The organism is Pseudomonas sp. T1.Ur, from assembly GCF_023516725.1.
Lineage (GTDB): Bacteria > Pseudomonadota > Gammaproteobacteria > Pseudomonadales > Pseudomonadaceae > Aquipseudomonas > Aquipseudomonas alvandae.
The window spans coordinates 5,443,343-5,462,832 of the sequence record NZ_JAMGSN010000001.1 but is presented as its reverse complement, the minus strand read 5'-3'; the positions used below and the strand labels follow the sequence as shown (position 1 = coordinate 5,462,832).

General features: G+C 61.7%; 19 protein-coding genes and 1 tRNA gene. 13 read left to right on the top strand and 7 right to left on the bottom strand.

The window, feature by feature from the left end:
* The first annotated feature begins 189 nt into the window (after positions 1-189).
* Genes pgaA through pgaD form a run of 4 tightly spaced genes read left to right on the top strand, consistent with a single transcriptional unit; the run spans position 190 to position 6,540 of the window.
* Positions 190-2,673, top strand: a complete 2,484-nt coding sequence (pgaA, locus tag M8Q45_RS24075) for a poly-beta-1,6 N-acetyl-D-glucosamine export porin PgaA (RefSeq protein WP_249876679.1) — start codon at positions 190-192, stop codon at positions 2,671-2,673.
* A gap of 12 nt (positions 2,674-2,685) precedes the next feature.
* Entirely contained in the window at positions 2,686-4,683 is a 1,998-nt protein-coding gene (pgaB, locus tag M8Q45_RS24070) for a poly-beta-1,6-N-acetyl-D-glucosamine N-deacetylase PgaB (protein WP_249876678.1), read from the top strand.
* A 1-nt stretch (position 4,684) separates the two neighbouring features.
* Entirely contained in the window at positions 4,685-6,040 is a 1,356-nt protein-coding gene (gene pgaC, locus M8Q45_RS24065; RefSeq protein ID WP_198798007.1) for a poly-beta-1,6-N-acetyl-D-glucosamine synthase, read from the top strand.
* Complete coding sequence (pgaD, locus tag M8Q45_RS24060; RefSeq protein WP_249876677.1) at positions 6,037-6,540, top strand: poly-beta-1,6-N-acetyl-D-glucosamine biosynthesis protein PgaD; 504 nt, start codon at positions 6,037-6,039, stop codon at positions 6,538-6,540. The genes pgaC and pgaD overlap by 4 nt, the downstream gene beginning before the upstream one ends.
* A gap of 3 nt (positions 6,541-6,543) precedes the next feature.
* Here the strand turns inward: pgaD and M8Q45_RS24055 are convergent, their stop codons facing one another.
* Entirely contained in the window at positions 6,544-8,076 is a 1,533-nt protein-coding gene (locus M8Q45_RS24055; protein WP_249876676.1) for an FAD-dependent oxidoreductase, read from the bottom strand.
* Between the two features lie 140 nt (positions 8,077-8,216).
* On the opposite strand from M8Q45_RS24055, the gene M8Q45_RS24050 reads away from it, so the two are divergent.
* From M8Q45_RS24050 to M8Q45_RS24040, 3 genes are all read left to right on the top strand, one after another.
* Positions 8,217-8,774: a YbhB/YbcL family Raf kinase inhibitor-like protein gene (locus M8Q45_RS24050; RefSeq protein WP_249876675.1), complete on the top strand. Its 558-nt coding sequence runs from the start codon at positions 8,217-8,219 to the stop codon at positions 8,772-8,774.
* 133 nt (positions 8,775-8,907) lie between these two features.
* Positions 8,908-9,081, top strand: coding sequence for a hypothetical protein (locus M8Q45_RS24045; protein ID WP_249876674.1), 174 nt, complete (start codon positions 8,908-8,910; stop codon positions 9,079-9,081).
* 37 nt (positions 9,082-9,118) lie between these two features.
* Complete coding sequence (locus M8Q45_RS24040; protein WP_249876673.1) at positions 9,119-10,432, top strand: MFS transporter; 1,314 nt, start codon at positions 9,119-9,121, stop codon at positions 10,430-10,432.
* A 20-nt stretch (positions 10,433-10,452) separates the two neighbouring features.
* Here the strand turns inward: M8Q45_RS24040 and M8Q45_RS24035 are convergent, their stop codons facing one another.
* A complete protein-coding gene (locus tag M8Q45_RS24035; RefSeq protein ID WP_249876672.1) occupies positions 10,453-11,331 on the bottom strand; it encodes a LysR family transcriptional regulator in 879 nt (292 codons plus the stop codon).
* A gap of 106 nt (positions 11,332-11,437) precedes the next feature.
* On the opposite strand from M8Q45_RS24035, the gene M8Q45_RS24030 reads away from it, so the two are divergent.
* The gene (locus M8Q45_RS24030; protein WP_249876671.1) at positions 11,438-12,439 is read left to right on the top strand and encodes a zinc-dependent alcohol dehydrogenase family protein; all 1,002 of its coding nucleotides are present in this window, start codon (positions 11,438-11,440) and stop codon (positions 12,437-12,439) included.
* A gap of 60 nt (positions 12,440-12,499) precedes the next feature.
* On the opposite strand, the gene M8Q45_RS24025 is transcribed toward M8Q45_RS24030, so the two are convergent.
* Both M8Q45_RS24025 and M8Q45_RS24020 read right to left on the bottom strand, forming a co-directional pair.
* The gene (locus M8Q45_RS24025) at positions 12,500-13,084 is read right to left on the bottom strand and encodes a hypothetical protein (RefSeq protein WP_249876670.1); all 585 of its coding nucleotides are present in this window, start codon (positions 13,082-13,084) and stop codon (positions 12,500-12,502) included.
* A gap of 19 nt (positions 13,085-13,103) precedes the next feature.
* Positions 13,104-13,667, bottom strand: a complete 564-nt coding sequence (locus M8Q45_RS24020; RefSeq protein WP_283939247.1) for a hypothetical protein — start codon at positions 13,665-13,667, stop codon at positions 13,104-13,106.
* Positions 13,668-13,923: 256 nt separating this feature from the next.
* Here M8Q45_RS24020 and M8Q45_RS24015 point away from each other — a divergent pair, with 256 nt between their 5' ends.
* From M8Q45_RS24015 to M8Q45_RS23995, 5 genes are all read left to right on the top strand, one after another.
* Positions 13,924-15,594 (top strand): vWA domain-containing protein, encoded by a 1,671-nt coding sequence (locus M8Q45_RS24015; protein ID WP_249876668.1) that lies wholly within the window; start codon positions 13,924-13,926, stop codon positions 15,592-15,594.
* A 25-nt stretch (positions 15,595-15,619) separates the two neighbouring features.
* A complete protein-coding gene (locus tag M8Q45_RS24010; RefSeq protein ID WP_249876667.1) occupies positions 15,620-16,192 on the top strand; it encodes an RNA polymerase sigma factor in 573 nt (190 codons plus the stop codon).
* Positions 16,189-16,806 carry a hypothetical protein gene (locus tag M8Q45_RS24005; protein WP_249876666.1) on the top strand — a complete coding sequence of 206 codons (618 nt, stop codon included), beginning with the start codon at positions 16,189-16,191 and terminating at the stop codon, positions 16,804-16,806. Before M8Q45_RS24010 ends, M8Q45_RS24005 begins: the two co-directional genes overlap by 4 nt.
* Positions 16,807-17,206: 400 nt before the next feature.
* Positions 17,207-17,479 carry a hypothetical protein gene (locus M8Q45_RS24000; RefSeq protein ID WP_063323512.1) on the top strand — a complete coding sequence of 91 codons (273 nt, stop codon included), beginning with the start codon at positions 17,207-17,209 and terminating at the stop codon, positions 17,477-17,479.
* Between the two features lie 145 nt (positions 17,480-17,624).
* Positions 17,625-17,879, top strand: coding sequence for a hypothetical protein (locus M8Q45_RS23995; RefSeq protein ID WP_249876665.1), 255 nt, complete (start codon positions 17,625-17,627; stop codon positions 17,877-17,879).
* 416 nt (positions 17,880-18,295) lie between these two features.
* Here the strand turns inward: M8Q45_RS23995 and M8Q45_RS28440 are convergent, their stop codons facing one another.
* The 3 genes from M8Q45_RS28440 to M8Q45_RS23985 form a co-directional block, all read right to left on the bottom strand.
* Positions 18,296-18,739, bottom strand: a complete 444-nt coding sequence (locus M8Q45_RS28440; RefSeq protein ID WP_349654634.1) for an Abi family protein — start codon at positions 18,737-18,739, stop codon at positions 18,296-18,298.
* A complete protein-coding gene (locus M8Q45_RS28435; RefSeq protein ID WP_283939246.1) occupies positions 18,639-19,025 on the bottom strand; it encodes an Abi family protein in 387 nt (128 codons plus the stop codon). Before M8Q45_RS28435 ends, M8Q45_RS28440 begins: the two co-directional genes overlap by 101 nt.
* Before the next feature lie 211 nt (positions 19,026-19,236).
* A tRNA-Arg gene (locus tag M8Q45_RS23985) sits at positions 19,237-19,313 on the bottom strand.
* Positions 19,314-19,490: the final 177 nt, after the last annotated feature.

Genomic DNA, 19,490 nt, shown 5'->3' with positions numbered 1-19,490 from the left:
TTTGCCTGTGAAAAAGTACCACGCTGAAATCTGCATGGATTCTGAAGAATTATGGCGTTCCGAAAGATGACCCTGCGCGCAGTGCCAGACTTGGCCCGTTAGAGCTTGGCTGGGTTCCTTTGACCTGGCCTCCTGTTTGATGGGCAAGGGGGCACTGCGACCCGGCTGGCCATGTAAGGATGCTGACGAATGCCGCGTACTGTGGGTCCTTTTATTCAATTCGGTTTGCGCCCGTTGTTTCGCGTCGCGCTGTGCAGCCAATTGTGCTGGCCGCTTGTGGCGTTGGCCGATTCTGCCTATGACCAGAAGGTGCTTGACGCACGTGCAGGCCATTACACGCCCGCATTGACCGTGTTGCGCCAGCTCTCGGTCGGCCAAGCCAGCACCGCGCAGATCAGTGACCACCTGCAGATTGCCAGTTGGGCTGGCCTCGATGCCGAGGTGGTGACGGTCTATGAAACCCAGGGCCGCTATCACGACCTGCCGGTCCAGGCGCTGACGGCCGTGGCGCGGTCCTATCGCAACCTCAAGCGTTGGGATTCGGCGACCGATCTGTATCGTCGTGCACTGGCGATCGATCCGAAAAATCCCGATCTGCAACTGGGCCTGGCCCTGACCCAGGCCGATGCTGGAAAGCCTGATGAAGCCGTCAGCCGCGCCAAGGCATTGGTCGCCGCCAAACCTGATGATGCGATGCGCCGTCTGGCTTTGGGTTATGCGCTGACTCGCGCCAACAATCCCCACGAAGCGCTATTTGAATACGACCAGGCGTTCACCCGTGCGGGTAGTCACAAGCCTGAAGTGGCGCGCGAATATATCTACGCCTTGCAACGCGCCCGGTTGCCGGAGCCGGCCCTGCGCCTCGCCCGTCTCCAACCCGGGCTGATCGACCGTGGCGTGCAGCGCCGGCTTGAAGGCGATGTGGCGGCCGAACGGGTGCGCTTGGCGGACATGGCCAGCCGCAGCGAAAAGGATCGCTTCGTCATCGCTGATCGTGCCTTGGCTGATTACGACAAACTGCTCGCCACCTGGACCCCGGTGGCCGAGGCCCATGAGGACGTTCTGCGCTGGCGGATCGACCGCATGGGTGCCCTCAATGCCCGGGCTCGCCGGGCAGAGGTGATTGCCGAATACCAGAAGCTGATCGCTGAAGGCGCCGACATTCCTACGTATGCCTTGCGCTGGGTGGCCTCTTCCTACTTGGAGCAACGGGAGCCGGAGATTGCCATCGATCTGTATCGCCGCGTACTGACCGCGCCCGATGCCGACCCCGCAGATCGCTTCGAAGACAGCACTGCGCTCTATTACGCTTTGCTGGAAAGCGAAAAATCCGAAGAAGCCCGTGCGCTTGCCGAGGACCTGGCGAAATCACAGCCGTCACGCGTGGAGCTAAAAGGGCTGCCAATCGGCAACCCTAACGATGAATGGATGGACGCCCAGCAACTCGCCGCCCAGGCGGGCACTTATGGCGCTGACTTGCCTTCAGCCGAAGCGCGCCTGAACGATCTCGTCTATCAAGGCCCCGGCAACATCGGTTTGCGCCTGGCCCAGGCCGATCTGTATCAGGCCCGAGACTGGCCGCGGCGTTCGGAGAACCTGCTCAAGGAAGTCGAGGCGACGACACCGCGCAGTCGCGATCTGGAAATCGCCCAGGCGCGCGCCGCGATGGATCTGCAGGAATGGCGGCAGATGGATGCGCTCACCGACGATGTGGTTGCCCGCTATCCGGAGAACGCTCACGTCAAGCGCCTGCAACGCCAGCGCGAAGTTCACGACATGGCCGAATTGCGCATCGAAGCCTACACCGGCAAGAGCTATGGCGGTGGCAATGGCGATGCCGGCGCGGTGACCGGTAGCCGGGATTTTGGGGTTGAGACATTGCTCTACAGCCCGCCCATTGACGAAGACTGGCGGCTGTTCGGGGGGGCCGGCTACGCCACCGGCGATTTCGAGGAAGGCACCGGCCATCATCGCTGGCAGCGCTTGGGCGTCGAGCGGCGCACCCGCGACATGACCCTGGAAGCGGAAGTCTCCAATCACTCGTATGGCTCGGGTGACAAGCAGGGCGCACGTGTGGCTGTGGCTCGGGACATCAACGACCACTGGCAGTACGGCGGCAGCCTGGATTACCTCTCGGCCAACACGCCATTACGGGCTCTCAACAGCGGTATCCGCGCCAATGGCGGAAGCGGTTTCGTCCGCTGGCGGGCCAATGAGAGCCGCGAATGGCGACTGGCTGTCAGCCCGTCGCACTTCAGCGACGGCAACAACCGCCTCGAGACCTTGCTGACCGGCCGCGAAGGCCTCTACAGCGCCCCGAGGTTGCAAGTGGAAATGGGTCTGGAAGTCGGGGCCAGCCGCAACAGCGGTTCCAACGAAGTGCCGTACTTCAATCCGAAATCGGACTTCAGCGTGATGCCGACCGTGACCGCCAACCATGTGTTGTACCGCCGTTACGAGACCACCTGGAGCCAGCAATTCCAGGCCGGCGCTGGTACCTACAGCCAGCGTGACTACAACACCGGCGCCATGGGATTGCTCAGCTACGGCCAGCGTTTGCTCTGGAACGACGTGCTCGAAGCCGGGGCCGCGCTGAGCTGGCTCAACCGCCCTTACGACGGCGATCGTGAAAGCGATCTGCGCCTGCTTGTCGACCTCACCTACCGCTTCTAGAAGAGTTTGAAAATGCCCGTCATTTCGCGATTCATCCTTCTGCTGGGAGTCTTGCTGATCAGCGCTTGTGCCCAGCAAGCCCCGGCGTTCGCGCCACCTTCGCAACGGCCGGTGGCGGCCAACGACGCGCCGTGGCCGAAAAACCACGTGCTCGGCATTGCCTACCACGATGTCGAGGATCTCGACCCCGACCAGGCTCTCGTGGCCGTGCGTACCGAACGCCTGATCGAGCAGTTGGCCTGGCTGCGGGAAAATAATTACCAGCCGGTCACGGTCGACCAGATCATCGCCGCCCGCAATGGCGGCCCGGAGCTGCCGCCGCGTGCGGTGCTGCTGAGTTTCGACGACGGCTACTCGAGCTTCTACACCCGCGTCATGCCGATCCTGCGCGCCTATAACTGGCCGGCCATCCTGGCGCCGGTCGGCAGTTGGGTGGACACGCCGCCGGACCAGTCGGTGGATTTTGCCGGTGTGCCGCGCAAGCGTTCCGAGTTCCTGACGTGGGAGCAGGTTCGTGAGGTTTCGAAGTCGGGCCTGGTGGAAATTGCCGCCCACACCGACGCCAATCACAAAGGTATCCTCGCCAACCCGCAAGGCAACCAGCAACCCGCTGCGACCACCCGGCATTACGATCCTGCGACGGGTCGCTATGAAAACGAGGCCGATTTCCAGGCTCGCATGCGCAAGGATGTGGCGGCCATTTCCGAAAAGATCCGCAAGGTCGCCGGCTATAGCCCGCGCGTCTGGGTCTGGCCTTATGGCGAAGCCGACGGCACGGCGTTGCAGGTGATCGGCAGCGAAGGCTACCAGATGGCGTTGACCCTGGAGGATGGTCTCGACGGCCTCGATAACCTGATGGATGGCCCGCGTTTCCTGGTGTCGTCTGATCCGGACGGCGCTCACTTCGCCGAAAGCATCACTTCCGTGCAGACGATCGACCCGATGCGGGTGGTCCACGTCGATCTGGATTACGTCTACGATTCGGACCCGGCGCAGCAGGAAGCCAACGTTGGCCAACTGGTCCAGCGCATCTATGACCTGGGCGCCAACACGGTGTTCCTGCAGGCGTTCGCCGACCCGAAAGGTGATGGCCTGGTCCATTCGCTGTACTTCCCCAACCGTCATCTGCCGGTGCGCGCCGATCTGTTCGACCGGGTTGCGTGGCAATTGCGTACCCGGGCCAACGTCAAGGTCTATGCCTGGATGCCGGTGCTTAGCTTTGCCCTCGATCCGAAACTGCCCCGCGTGCTGCGCTGGGATCCGAAGACCGGCAAGACCGGTGTCGCCCCGGACCAGTACGTGCGCCTGTCGCCGTTCGACCCGAACGTGCGCAAGGTCATCGGCGAAATCTACGAAGACTTGGCGCGGATGAGCTCGGTGGATGGCGTCCTTTACCATGACGACGCGGTGTTTTCAGATTTCGAGGACGCCAGCCCCGCCGCGATGAAAGTCTATGCCGCCCACGGCTTGCCGCAATCCATCGCCGCCCTGCGCGATGACCCGGCCGCGATGCAGCGCTGGACTCGGTTCAAGAGCCGCTACTTGATCGACTTCACCGCCGAGCTCACCGCCAAGGTCCGGGCGATACGTGGCCCGCAGGTGCGCACAGCGCGCAATATTTTCGCCGAGCCGATGCTCAACCCGGAAAGCGAAGCCTGGTTCGCCCAGAACCTCGATGATTTTCTCGTCGCTTATGACTGGACTGCGCCGATGGCCATGCCATTGATGGAGGGGCAGACCCGCGCGCAATCGGGCCCCTGGCTCGATCGATTGGTGGAAACCATCAAGGCCCGCCCGGGTGCGCTCAAGCGTACGGTGTTCGAGCTGCAAGCCCGCGACTGGCACAGCAAGCCGGTGGCCGACATCGAAGGCGAACAGCTGGCCGACTGGATGGGGCGCCTCAAGCGTCAGGGCGTGACCAGTTTCGGTTACTACCCGGACAACTTCATCGAAGACCAGCCCGCCGTGAAAGCCGTGCGGCCTGCGCTCTCCAACAAGTGGAATCCTTGACATGTTCGACAGACTGCTCGCCGTCCTGGTGCTGGCGATCGTCCTTGGGGTGCCCCTGGGCCTGATCTTCCTGGTCACCGGGCAATTCCTGATGGACTTCGTGTTCTTTTACCCGCTGTTCATGTCCGGCCTGTGGATCGCCGGCGGCCTGTATTTCTGGCTGCACTGGGAGCGCCACTGGCCATGGAAGGACGACACGTTGCCGCCGCCGCTGGCCGGCGAGCCGCTGATCAGCATCCTGGTCCCGTGCTTCAACGAAGGCGACAACGTTGCCGATACGATTCACGCCGCGCTGGGCCAGCATTACCCGAACATCGAAGTCATCGCCATCAACGACGGCTCCAAGGACAACACCGCCGAAGTGCTCGACCGGCTGGCCGCCGAGGATCCACGCTTGCGCGTGCTGCACCTGGCGGAAAACCAGGGCAAGGCCGTGGCCCTGCGCATGGGCGCCATTGCCGCGCGCAGCGAATACCTGGTGTGCATCGACGGGGATGCACTGTTGGCGCCTAACACTTGCGCCTACCTGGTCGCCCCGATGCTGGATAACGCCCGCCTCGGCGCCGTGACGGGCAACCCGCGCATCCGCACTCGTTCAACCTTGGTGGGCCGGGTCCAGGTCGGCGAGTTCTCCTCGATCATCGGTTTGATCAAGCGCACCCAGCGGGTCTTCGGGCGGATCTTTACCGTGTCCGGCGTAATTGTCGCGTTCCGTCGCACGGCCCTGCACCGGGTCGGCTATTGGAGCCCGGACATGATCACCGAAGACATCGACATCAGTTGGAAGCTGCAACTGGACCACTGGAGCATCTTCTACGAACCCCGCGCCCTGTGCTGGATCCTCATGCCTGAAACCCTGCGCGGCCTCTGGCGGCAACGCCTGCGCTGGGCCCAGGGCGGTGCCGAAGTGCTGTTCAAGAATATCCGTGGCATCTGGCAATACCGCCACCGCTACCTGTGGCCGCTGCTGTTCGAATACTGCCTGTCCACCGGCTGGGCGTTCACCTTCCTGCTGTCGGTGATCTTCTGGGGCGCCGGCAAATTCGTCGAGATGCCTGCGGCTATCGCAGTGGACCACCTCATGCCGCCGGCCTTCACCGGGCTGCTGCTGGCAGTGGTGTGCCTGATGCAATTCGCGGTGAGCATCCTGATCGACCGGCGCTACGAAAAAGGCCTGTGGCACATCATGTTCTGGGTGGTCTGGTACCCGCTGGTGTTCTGGCTGATCAGCCTGTTCACCACCCTGGTGAGCTTCCCCAAGGTGCTGTTCGGCCAGCATCAGAAGCGTGCGCGCTGGGTCAGCCCGGATCGCGGGATCAAACCGTTCGATGACGAAGAAGAGGAAGTGATCCGATGAAAATTATCAGGACCCGGCAGCGACCCTTTCTGGTGGTCATCGATGTGCTCTTTACGGTGCTGGCGTGGGTCGGGCTGTTGTATCTACTGGTAAATGGGCTGTGGCCGCTGTTCGACAGTCACGCCGGCCCGCGCCTGGGCGGTTCGTTGTTCGACACCCTGGGGACGTTGCAGGTTTACGGCTGGATCGCGTTGGTCAACGCAATCATCCTGATCACCTGGGCGCGTTATCAACAGCGCAAGAGCCGCAGCTTTGCCCAGCGTCGGCTGCCGAGGCCGGCGGTGGACGACCAGGGCCTGAGCGCCAGTTTCAAGTTGACCGACGAACGTCTGGAAACGCTGCGCCAGCCGGGTTCGAAGATTATCCATAACAACCAGGACGGCGACATCAGTCATGTCGTGCCGCATTTCCATCTGCTGAGCCCGGACTTGCAGCCGCCGCCCCTGGCCCCGTTGGAACGACCACGGGTGATCCATTTGCCGGCGGATCACTCCGCCTAAGGCCTACATCGAGAAATCCCGAACCAGCCGCCAAGCCTCGTCCACGGGCAGCGGTTGTTTCATGCGCTGGGCCAGCGCCGCCATGGCCCGGCCTTCATCGCAGGCCACGACCGCCGCGACGAGGCCGCCCTTGCCGAGCAGCGCGATAAAGGGCGGATGCTCGGGCGTGCCCTTGAATTGCACTTCGTCCCATTCCTCGGCATGGCCCAGATAGTCGTAGCGCTTGCCGAAGTGATACGTCCAGAAGAACGGCACGTCCAGGTAATGTTCTTCACCACCGAGCATGTTCGTCGCGGCGATCCGGGCCTGCTGCTGGGCCAGGCGCCAATGTTCGATGCGCCGGGGTTGGCCGTTGAGGGGAAAGGTCGCGATGTCGCCCACGGCCCAGACGCCATCGATCACGCGCATGCCGTCGTCGACGATCAATGACTCATCTTTCTCTCGTGGCAGGTTGGCGAACCGCTCCGTGGCCGGGCGCACGCCGACGCCGATGATGACCAGGTCTGCCGCGAAGCGTTGGCCATTATCCAGTACCACGGCTTCGACTTTGCCCGTGCCTTCGATTCGCGCTGCTTCGCCTTCGCTGTGATACACCACCCCATTGGCCCGGTGCCTTGCCAGGATCGCCTTGCCGATGCTGTCGCCGAACTGCTTCGCGAACGGCACCGGATGACGGGCCAGGACGGTGACGCTCAGTTCGCGTTTGCGCAGGGAGGCGGCGACCTCCATGGCGATGAAGCTGTCGCCGATGATCACCGCCCGTTGTCCCGGCTGGGTACTGTCGAGGATCCGTTGGCTGTCGGCCAGAGAGCGCAGGGTGAAAACATCAGGCAATTCGAGTCCCGGCAAGCCGGGCGTCTTGGGTACACCGCCGGTGGCGAGAAGCACCGCGTCGTAGCTCAACGTTTCGCCGCTGGCGAGGCGGATCTGGCGTGCATCCACATCAAGGTCGGTGACTTCGCCATGGCGCCGTTCGATGCGTTGCTGGGTGAAATAAGTTTCATCGCGCAGGGGCGGGGTTTCATCCACCGCCATGTCGCCAGCCAGGACATATTTGCTTAAAACGGTGCGGTCATAACCGGCTTCGGCTTCCCGGTCGATCATCAGGATCCGACCACCGAAACCCTTCTCGCGCAACGCCGCTGCGCACGCCGTGCCGGCGGCTCCGGCGCCAATGATGACGAAGGTACGCGGGTCATCGGCCGGCGGGATTTTCTCGGCCGGCAGTGGTTGGTCATCGACCCAGACTTCCTCGCCGCGTACCTCGACGTGATAACGCTCCAGGCTGTCGAGGGCCGGCGGCTCGCACAGGGCGCCGTCTTCGGCGCGAAATGCCGCTTTGTGCCACGGGCAGATCAGCCGGCCGTGGCACACCGCCCCCTTGGCCAGGGGCGCACCGGCGTGAGGGCATTTGCCTTGGAATGCCCGTACCTGCCCGCCAGCCCGCAGCAGCAGGATGGGCGATTCATTGAGGGTGACTTCGAGGCCGCGGTCTTCTCGCACATCAGCGAGGCGGGCGACTTGATGCATGGGCATGGTCGTTCTCCGGCAGGCGTTTCCCGTTGGAGTCGGACACTTGGAGTGAGGTTCAGCGTAATTGTCACTGCAACCGGGCCGGCGCTGCGGCTATAGTTCGCAGGCCGTCCATGGCCTGAACCGCATTCAAGGTGCCCGGTATGACCCGATTGACTTCCCTTTCCTCCTGGCTCGCGGCCGCTACCCTCGTGCTGTGCGCACAAGGGGTCCAGGCTGAAGAGCGTTTTACCCTGAGCATTCCCGGTGTGTCGGACGACCGCCTCTTCACCGCAGCGGCCGCCAGTGACGCCAACCAATGCGGCGGCAAGAATATTTCCCCGGCCTTGAGCTGGAACGCTGGTCCTCCGGGCACCCTCAGCTATGCCATCGTCATGCTCGACCCCGACGGTCAGCGGGGGCAGGGTGTCGATCATTGGATTCATTATGGAATCAAGGCCAGCACCCGGCAGATTCCAGCGGGCGCGGGCACTAAGTCCTCGCTGGAAGGCATGAGCGGACTCAATAGCAAGAACACCCCTGGCTACATCGGCCCATGCCCGCCCATTGGCGACAGTGCCCACCATTATCTGATCCAGATTTTCGCCCTGGACCTGCCGCCCGAAGCCTTGCCCGCCGGCCTGACTCGCACCCAACTGATGGAAAAACTCAACGGCCATGTACTGCGCAACAGCAGCGTGGTGCGCCGCTATCACCGTTGATCGCGCATAAAACCCGTGGCGAGGGCGCTCGCTCCCGCAGGGCTGCACAGCAGCCCCAATCGTCACGGAAGTTGGCATCAAGCGCCAAAAGCGAGCACTATCGGCCCGTGTTCACTCATGCCGGAGGATGGCGATGACGCAGAAAACCGACGGCATCGCCCGCCTCAAGAACTGCCCCACCAAGGGCGACGAGATACGCCGGGCCATCGCCCAGAGCCGCAAGGATTTCCTGCCTGCTGACGAGGCCGAAGACGCCGAGCCAGGCCAATCGCCGGCGCAGCCCGTGGACAAAGATCCCGCTGCCTGAGCCGTTGCCTTCTTTCCACTCACTTTCAAACTTGCCTATGACTGCCTCGACTCATCTGCCAGACGCGCGGTTCAGCCGATCCGACTACAAGACCCTGGGCCTGGCCGCCCTCGGCGGTGCGCTGGAAATCTATGATTTCATCATTTTTGTCTTCTTTGCCCTGACCCTCAGCCAGCTGTTCTTCCCGCCAGAAATGCCCGAGTGGCTGCGTCTACTGCAAAGCTTCGGGATTTTCGCCACCGGCTACCTGGCCCGGCCCTTGGGCGGGATTCTGATGGCGCACTTCGCTGATCGCCTGGGGCGCAAGCGGGTGTTCAGCTTGAGCATCCTCATGATGGCCTTGCCGTGCCTGCTTATCGGCGTGATGCCGACCTACGCCCAGATCGGTTATTTCGCCCCGTTGCTGTTGCTGGCGTTGCGCATCCTGCAAGGCGCGGCGGTAGGCGGCGAAGTGCCCAGTGCCTGGGTCTTTGTCGCTGAACATGCGCCGCTGCGGCATCGCGGCTATGCCTTGGGCTTTCTCCAGGCGGGCCTGACCTTTGGCTATTTGCTCGGCGCCCTGACTGCCACGGCGCTGGCGCGGATTTATACCCCGACGGAAATCCTCGACTACGCCTGGCGCCTGCCGTTCCTGTTGGGCGGAGTCTTCGGCGTTATTGGGGTATGGCTGCGTCGCTGGCTCAGCGAAACGCCGATCTTCATGGCGCTGCAAGCCAATCGAGAAGGCGCGGCGGAACTGCCGCTGCGCACGGTCCTGCGCGACCATCGCCACGCCTTGCTGCCCGCCGCGATTCTCACCTGCGTGCTGACCTCCGCCGTGGTCGTGTTCGTCGTCATCACCCCAACCGTGATGCAAAAAAGCTTCGGCCTGACCCCCAGCCACACCTTCGCCCTGAGCAGCCTTGGCATCGTTTTCCTGAACATCGGCTGCGTCCTGGCCGGCCTCATCGTCGACCGCATCGGCGCCTGGCGCACCGTCATGCTCTACAGCCTGCTGCTGCCCCTGGGGATCGGCGTGCTCTATGCCAGCCTGATCAGTGGCAGTGCCTGGTTGGGCCTGGCCTACGCGGTGGCCGGACTGGGCTGCGGCGTGGTCGGCGCGGTGCCATCGGTGATGGTCAGCCTGTTCCCGCCGAAGATTCGCGTGTCCGGCATCTCGTTCACCTACAACATCGCCTATGCGCTGTGGGCCAGCATGACGCCGTTGGTGCTGATTGCACTGGTGCCGTGGAGCCCGTGGGTGTGCGTGGTGTATTGCGTGGTAATGGGCGCGGTGGGAGTCGGGGCGGCGGCGTATTTCCCCGGACGGCATACGAAGGCCGCCCAGCCCTCCCTGGTGTGTGAATCTTGAGCCGGCGACGGTGGGCTGTCTCAAAGACTCTCGCGTAAAAAGTCCACGGAGGCCCGGGTGCGCGCCGAGCGGCGTCGGTCGTGGCTGAACACGGCGTTGATGGGGAGCGTCAGTGGCTGGTAATCGGCAAGCAGCGGGACTACCGTTCCCTGGCGAATATCAGCGGCATACAACCATTGCGGGGAAAGCGAAACACCGAGACCGGACAGCACCATTTCCCGGATCGCTTCGCTGCTGTTGCTGGTGACGTTGCCCTTGATCGTCACCTGGTATTGCTCGGCTCCGCGCTCGAATCGCCAGACGTCGTAGTGCTCCAGCAGCGTGAAAGCCAGACAGTTGTGGTGGGCCAGATCGGCCGGCTCCAGGGGGCTTCCGTACTGCTGCAGATAGACGGGGGCGGCGTACACCTGTCGAGGACTGCCCCCCAGGGACACCGCCACCAGCCCTTCGTTTTTCACCGCGCCGATGCGAATGGCAACGTCAATGTTCTCCTTCAACACATCTTCGTTCTGATCGCTCAGCCGCAGGTCGAGCCGGACCCGTGGGTGACGCGCCAGAAACCGGCCCACCAGGGGCGCGATGCACAATCGTCCGAAACTGACCGGGGCCGTTACGCGCAGGGGGCCGGCGATCTGTTCCTGACCGTTGGCGAAACCGAGGCGAGCCGCGTCCAGGCTAGCGAGTATGTCCTTGCTCTCGGCGTAGAAATGCTGCCCCTGGTCGGTCAGCGCGAGATGGCGGGTACTGCGGGCGAACAGCGCGCCGCCAAGGTGTTGTTCCAGCGCGCGGATCTGTTTGCTCACCGCCGGTTGGCCCAGGTTCAGCTCCCTGGCCACCGCGGAGAATGAGCCGCGCTCCACCACCCTGACGAATACCTGCATTGCCTCGAACAGATCCATGGGATTTAGCCTTTTGCTGGAATAAATCCTATCCATTATTGCTGACTTATCGGAATGCATCGGCGCGCCGATGATGAACCTGCCCACTCACTGGAGGTTTACCGTCATGAACAACACCATGTTTGCCGCCGTCGCTGAAACCGCTCAGGCCCCGTTGATCGTCCGCCACATTGCCCGGCCCACTCCTGGCAAGGGACAGCTCCTGATCCGAGTGCACGCTGCCGGGATCAATCCGCTGGATACCAAAATCGCGGCGGGAGCGGGGGGCCATGCCCGGCAACCGCTTCCCGCCGTCCTGGGCATCGACCTGGCGGGCGTTGTCGTTGCGTTGGGCGAAGCCGTTGTCGATTTCGCTATCGGCGATGAAGTGTTCGGCATGGCCGGTGGGATCGGTGGCGCTCAAGGTGCATTGGCCGAATACATCGTCGTCGATGCACAACTGGTCGCGCCAAAGCCCCGCGCATTGAGCATGCGCGAAGCGGCAGCCTTGCCCTTGGCGTTCATCACGGCCTGGGAAGGACTGGTCGATCGAGCCAATGTCCGTCCCGGCCAACAGGTATTGATCCATGGCGGCGCAGGCGGCGTCGGACAAATCGCCGTGCAGATCGCCAAGGCCCGGGGCGCCGACGTTTATGCCACCGGCTCGGCCAGCAGCCTGGATTTCATCCGCGAGCTGGGCGCAACGCCCATCGATTACCGGGCCCAGGACACCGACAGCTACGTCCGCCTGCACACGGACGGCGAAGGTTTCGACATCGTCTACGACACCGTGGGCGGCGCGACGCTTGATGCTTCGTTCAACGCAGTGAAGACCTACACCGGTCATGTGCTCAGTTGCCTGGGCTGGGGCCAGCACAGCCTCGCGCCCTTGTCGTTCCGGGGGGCCAGTTACTCCGGGGTGTTTACCTTGATGCCGCTGCTGACCGGAAAGGGCCGTGCGCATCACGGTCATATCTTGCGGGAGGCGGCGGCGCTGGTTGAGGCTGGGGCGCTGCGGATCAAGGTGGATCAGACCCGGTTTGGCCTTGGAGACGTCAACGAAGCCTTCGCTCAGGTCGCGGAGGGGCGGGGGCAAGGGAAAACAGTGGTGGAACTCGGGGCTGAGTGAGCCAATCCGTCAGGGCGGCTTCTGCTGGCGAGGGAAACATCCCTCGCCAATCATGCTTGGTTACAGCAACCGCCGCTGCACTGCCTCTTCCAAGGTGCTGCGTGTCAGCGCCTGCACGACGTCACGAGTGTCCTGCTGGAACGGAATACCGAAGATCAGCACCAAGTGCATCCAGGTGCGCACCGATTCGCTCTTCTGCACGCGTCCCAGTTCCTTGCCGTCCTTGTCCTTGAACACGGTTTCGAGCGTAAAAGTATTCTCGGCGGTGGACGGGATGACGAAGAAGGTCGCGCCGGTGATGATGGCCGAAGCCATGCTGAACTGTTCATTGTTTCGCAAGGTGGCTTCGGCGTAGATATCTGATTCGACCTTGTCGGTGCTGACCCGTGCAAAACGTCCGGAGTCCCGGAAAGTCTCGGCCACCGAGCTTTCCCACGTGGTGGCCTGGGCGCCCGAGGCAGCGACGGCCGGGCCACCGTTGACCTGGTTCTGCGCAGTGGTGCGCACGAAGGCGGTTGGCTTGGAGGCTGGGGTGGCCGCGGCAGGCGGCCAGGTTTTAACGTCCGGCAACTCGTGTTGCGAGTAAGACACGCAACCCGTCAGCAGCACGGCGGCCAATATGAAACTGTGTTTGATGAAGTCCATGGTGTCCTGCTCCTAGAAATTATTGCTTGGCCAGGCGCGCCGTGGCGTTGTCCATCAGCTGCGCTACCAGCTGATTCAATTGCTGTGCCCCCATGGTCGGTGCCCAGTATTCGCGGCCATACAGGCCTACGTTGCGTTCAAGCTTGATCTCTTCCTTGGCGGTCGCCAGTTCCTTGCCGTCGCGATCGACAATGGTCAGGTTCCCAGCGACGTCGAAACTGTCGACGTAGATAGGACCGTTCACCCAGATCCAGATGGTCAGGGTCAGCAACGCGCCGGGGAAATAGCCCGGATGCGGAGCGCGATGGCCTTTGAGGGAGGTCATGTCGAACTTGAGCAACACGTCATTCTCGCCCAGGCGTGTCGGGTATTCGGTGACCTGCTTGAAGTAGCCGCCGGTCTGCACGTACTGATTGAGCTGGGCGGTGAGCGAGCGGCTGATGGCCGTGCGGGTGGCATCGTTGACATCGGGGGCGGTCACGGCGACATCGGCAATTTGTGCGATACGTGGGCTGCTGACAGGGGCAGGGTGCTGTGGCGCGCCCACCGGGCCGGTGACGGTGTATGACACGCAGCCGGTCATCGACAGGGTGGCGACCAGGGCGGTGGCCTTGAGGAACGTTTTGAACACGGAATGTCCTTATAAGGTTGATGGCACTTTAGTGTCTCGACTCGGGGGGCGGTAACTTGAGGGAAAAGCGGAACGGTATCAAGAGGCTGGAGAGCAAAATGGCGAAGGTTGTCAGTCGCCGGAAAAATAATGTCCACCGGTTAACCCGAACCGCAGCTGCCCTGCGTCTGACCTTGCGTACGGATCATCCATTCACGAGGTTCAGCCCATGTCCCGTCCACTTTCTTTCATGCGTCCCGCCGCCCAAGGCTTTGCTGTCACGATGCTGGTGACGTTGGCCGGTTGTGGGATGTCTTCGTCCCGGGAAACTGCCACGCCGTCCGAACCGGCGGCCGTGGCACCCAGCGTCGTGCCGCAAGGCGAGATCGCCGAAGTGCGTCAGTCGACGGTCAAGCGCATGCTCATGAAACCGGCATCGATGCCTGCCCCAAGCGTGGCGAACGATTCCATTGCCGCGGGTTACCGTGCCGAGCCCCGCGAACAGTACGAAAAGCTGCCGGACAACCCCGTCCACAGCGTCGCCGAAACGCCAGTCTCAACCTTCAGCGTGGACGTCGACACCGGCAGCTACGCCAATGTGCGACGCCTCCTCAACCAGGGCAGCCTGCCGCCCGAGGGCGCCGTGCGCTTGGAGGAGATGGTCAATTACTTCCCTTATCACTACGCCTTGCCCACCGATGGCTCGCCGTTTGGTGTCACCACTGAAGTCGCACCCTCGCCGTGGAATCCTCATACCCGTTTATTGCGCATCGGCATCAAGGCATCCGACCGCGCCGCGGCGGAGCTAGCCCCGGCCAACCTGGTGTTCCTGGTGGATGTGTCCGGTTCCATGGACCGGCGTGAAGGCCTGCCGCTGGTCAAGAGCACGCTGAAACTGCTGGTGGATCAATTGCGCGACCAGGACCGCGTGTCCCTGGTGGTCTATGCCGGCGAATCCCGGGTGGTCCTCACGCCGACCTCGGGTCGAGACAAGGTGAAGATCCGTAATGCCATCGACCAGTTGAACGCCGGCGGCTCAACCGCAGGTGCATCGGGCATCGAGCTGGCCTACCAGATGGCCCGAGAGAGCTTCATCGACAAGGGCATCAACCGCATCCTGCTGGCCACCGATGGCGACTTCAACGTCGGCATCAGCGACTTCGACAGCCTCAAGCAGATGGCGACGGATCAGCGCAAGAGCGGCGTTTCCCTGACGACGCTGGGCTTCGGGGTGGATAACTACAACGAACACTTGATGGAGCAATTGGCCGACGCTGGCGATGGTAACTACGCCTACATCGATAACCTGCTCGAAGCGCGCAAGGTCCTGGTGGACCAACTCAGCTCCACCTTGGCCGTGGTGGCGCGGGACGTGAAGTTGCAAGTGGAATTCAACCCGGCCCAGGTCAGCGAATATCGCTTGTTGGGCTATGAAAACCGCGCACTCAAGCGTGAGGATTTCAACAACGACAAGGTCGACGCGGGTGAGATCGGTGCAGGACACACGGTGACGGCGTTGTATGAAATTGTGCCGAAGGGCGAGCCGGGCTGGTTGGAGCCTCTGCGTTATGGCAACGCGCCGAAGTCTGAAGGCAAGTCCGGTGAACTGGCGATGCTGCGTGTACGCTACAAACCGGTCGAGGGCGGCAGCAGTCGCTTGATCGAGCATCCCATTGCCAGTGCGCAGAGCGAAAAACAACCCAGTGATGACCTGCGCTTCGCGGCATCCGTGGCGGCCTTCGCCCAGCAGCTCAAGGGCGATGGACGCTACACTGGGACGATGAGCCTGAAGGACACCGCCCAACTGGCGCGCTCGGCTCGTGGCGATGACCCATTCGGCTTGCGCGCCGAGTTTGTGCAGTTGGTGGAACTTGCGCAGAGCTTCAAGCCTGCACCTTGATCAGCGAAAGGAGTTCGACACGGATATGTCCGCAGCGCTTGATTCACCTAGCGACGAATCGCTGCTGGCCCGCTACCGCAATGGCGACGGGGCTGCTTTCGAAGCCCTGTACGCCCGCCATCGGCAGGGGCTTTATCGTTTTCTCGTGTCCTTGAGCAACAAGGCCGAACTGGCCGAGGAAGTCTTCCAGGAGACCTGGCTCAGCCTGATCCGCAGCACCACCCAGCCACAAGGCCGGGCGAGTTTTCGTACCTGGTTGTTCCAGATTGCCCGCAACCGGTTGATTGACCACTGGCGCAAACACGGTGTCCACAACCCGTTGCACGACAGCTATGACGAACAGCTGCACGTCCAGCCCGACGACGCCAGCAGCCCCGAGCAGCAGTTGAGCTTGAGCCGCGACCAGGCGCGTCTCGATGCCGCGTTGCAGGCCTTGCCCGAGGATCAGCGAGAAGTTTTCCTGCTGCGCCTGCACGGCGACCTGGCGTTGCCGCAGATCGCCTTGCTGATCGGCGTCCCGCTGGAAACGGTGAAAAGCCGCTTGCGTTACGCCCAACAGAAATTGCATCGACTGTTGGCCGAGGAGGTACCCGCATGATCGACCGCAAACATACCCCGGATGCCGACGACGAAATGTTGATCGAGCATTTTCGGCAACACGCCGGCGGCGAACCGCCGGCCTCCCTGGACGCCTTTATCCTGGCCGCCGCTCGCCGTGAAGCCCCGACGCCTGCGCCGAGCCTGTGGCAGCGCTGGTTGCACGCCTGTCAGCGACCGCGCTGGCAGATGGCATTCGCCACGGTCGCCGGTGTGGCGCTGATGATCGGGCTGGTGCTGCGCTCGCCCGTGCCCCACGACGAGTTGGCCGCACCCGCGTCGATGGAATTTTCCGCCGACCAACAAGAGCCCGCTGTCGCCGCCGCACCACCACCAGCCATGCCCGCGCCCGCGCCGATCGTCCGCATGGCGCCCCAGGGCGAGTTGGCCCGAGCTCCGGCAAGCGCTGACCAGGCCCTGCTGGAAAAGCCCGCCGCGAAAATGAGCAAGGCCGCACCGGCTGCGCAGCCGTCGCTGGAACAAGGCTTGATAGAAATCCTGCGTTTGCGCGAGGCGGGTGACAGCAAGGTCGCCGATGAGAAGCTGCTGGCGCTGCACAAGCGTTTCCCCGAGGAAGACCTGCCGGCGCGGTTGGAGGCGTTGCGTCAGCGTTGAAATCGGCGGCCACCAAAAGCTGGCACGACGTCTGTGGCGAGGGCGCTTGCTCCCGCTGGGCTGCGCTGTAGGAGCTGCCGAAGGCTCGGGCCGCGCTCGGACGATCTTTTGATCTTTCGCTTGAGATTCAAGCGTCAGGGGAAAGATCGCAGCCTCGCTCCGCTCGGCAGCTCCTACAGGCCGAGCGACAATGTCTCCTCCAAACCTTAAGTGGGCAGATGGAGGTCTGTGGATCGCTTCGGCCATGGTGGTATCCATGGGGCGCGCCCTAAACGCTATATCTGTTTTTCGGATATCTGCTTCTCAATGATCTACTGAATCGACGGATGGAGCAGCGCGCAGTTTTGGTGCCGTTGCCGGCTCTATCAATTCATCGGTTCGCCTGACAAGGAGTCAGCACATGTCGCATTACATCCCATTGCAAACCAACAATCCCGATTGTCCCGTCCTATTGATCGACAGCCAGATGCCCACCGCGATGCTGATTGACAGTGCGCTCAGCCGCATCAAGGCCGGGACCGACCTTTTGGAAAGCATCACTTCTGTCACGATCAAGGGCATCGACGATGGGGATTTGTATCGATTTACCAACGCGGCGTATTTACTGCTGCGAGAAGGCTCGGATTTGCTGGAAGTGGTGAGTCGTAATGTCGATGGTGCTGGCAGATTGTAACTGTAGTCAGTAGGCGCTCGTGCATGGGGCTGCATGCAAGACGTGTCTGCTGCATGTCGTCTTGATGGAGCCGGATTGAGTGAATGGTATCTTGCACACAAGGTAGCGTCCGCTACTTAACCCCCAAACGTAAAGGCCCTCGCCCATGGTTATCATCAAGCAAGGTAGCGTCCAGGGACGTCTGTATTCTGTTGGTGGCGAGGGCGAGACGGTTCCTGTTCTGCTTGAGGGCAGCGGTGGCGAAAATTTTCTTTGTGAAGCCGATGCGGTATTGGCAGAACACTTGGGCAAGCTGTTGTTCATCTCCACCCGTGTCCATGGTGCAGGGGAGTGGGAAAGTCGGCCACAGGGGTGGCTGGCGCCTGCGAAGAATGTTCATTCAATCCTACGAGAGGCTTGAGAGAGTCTCTTTGCGCTGTGCGGTTACTCAGCTCAAAGAACTCGATGGTACTGCCTGGAGCGAGATAGACGATCCTCATGGAGTGATTCAGGGCTTAAGGAAATGAGGGGCATGTGGGGCATCTGATTGGAGACCATTTTCGTGATGTCACGAAAATGGTCAGCCTCGGTTCTGGCTCGCAGCGGTAGGCTGTCGACGATACTGCCCTGACCCGCTACGCCTGTTTCCTGACAGCGCGAAACGGCGACCTGAAATATCCAGTCTTAGAACGGCGATTGCTGGTGAGGCCGTCATGGCTGGCGGGTGGTTGACGGGAGACTTCTGATCTCTATAATTGCTCGCAACACGGCCCCTGTCGGTTGATGCGCTTCGGCGCTGATACTGCTCAGGGGTTTTTTATTGTCTGAATTTTTTCCTCACCAGTCACGCTTCTGCCAATCATTATCGACGCCCATGCCCTCCAAATTAAGACCGAGGCGGGACAAATCTGGAAAATCATCCTCCAGCAGAGCCTTCAACCTCTGCCCCCAACTTGATGAGGGATTGATGGTTTTCATCAGATGCTGGGTGATGCACAAAAGCAGGAACGGGCGTGCACGTGCGTGCGTGTCGTCATGGAACGCGCTTAATGAAGGCGCCTGCTCTACAGGGGGCAGCTTCGGTTGATCGGCTATGTTCCGGTTCCACAGGCGACTATGATGGGCACATACGTTTCGCAGGTAATTCAGGCTGCGGAGCCACGTGGCGAAGATCCGGCCATTACTGATGCCGTACTCTCGAGATATGGCATCTTGATCGATTTCGGTCATGCCCGCATAAAGGGTCGATAACGCACCGAAGTCCCAAACTTCGCACGCCACCCAGACGGCGAGGGGAAGGCCGTATTTTTTCTTTATTGTGCCGAATAAAATCTTCCTTCGAGCGATTGATTAACGCGGCGTGTTTACCTATCCACGCATGATGTTTGGTTAATCCAGTCTGACCGTCCAACTGCGTAGAGAAACTTTCGTGGAACAGCTCAGGCTTTAGATAGGCGAATTTCTCGTGCCTCCCCAAGCCATGAGAGATGTCCACCCGCAGGGCGATTTCGATGCGTTCCAGAGCATCCAGGGTCAAGAGGCGGAGTTTCTTGTCGAAAACATACAGGTCAACGGCATTTTGAAATGTTGTGCCGGGCTTGAAATTGTCGAGAAGCGGGAGATGACTTTGCCATTCTCACCACACTCAGATGAGGAGCGTTTTGTAACAAGACTCGTCGTGGGTCGTGATCGATATCAACGACGTTCGATACGGAAAATTTCGCGCCCACAAAAAAGCCCCAATCCGCGAGGACTGGGGCTTTTCGATTTTCCATGTATGGTGCACCAGGCGGGATTCGAACCCACGACCCCTGCCTTCGGAGGGCAGTACTCTATCCAGCTGAGCTACTGGTGCAACGCGGGCGCCATGATACTCATAAGCATGGCAGGCGTCCATGCTGCTGATTTGCCGTTTGTTTCTGCCTCGCTCGGCGGCTGTTGACTACGCTGATCAGAAAAAACAGGCAAATGCGGCTTTTTCGTTCTTTTTTTCGAACAGACTATTGTCCTCGAACCCCATCGGCCCTAGGAT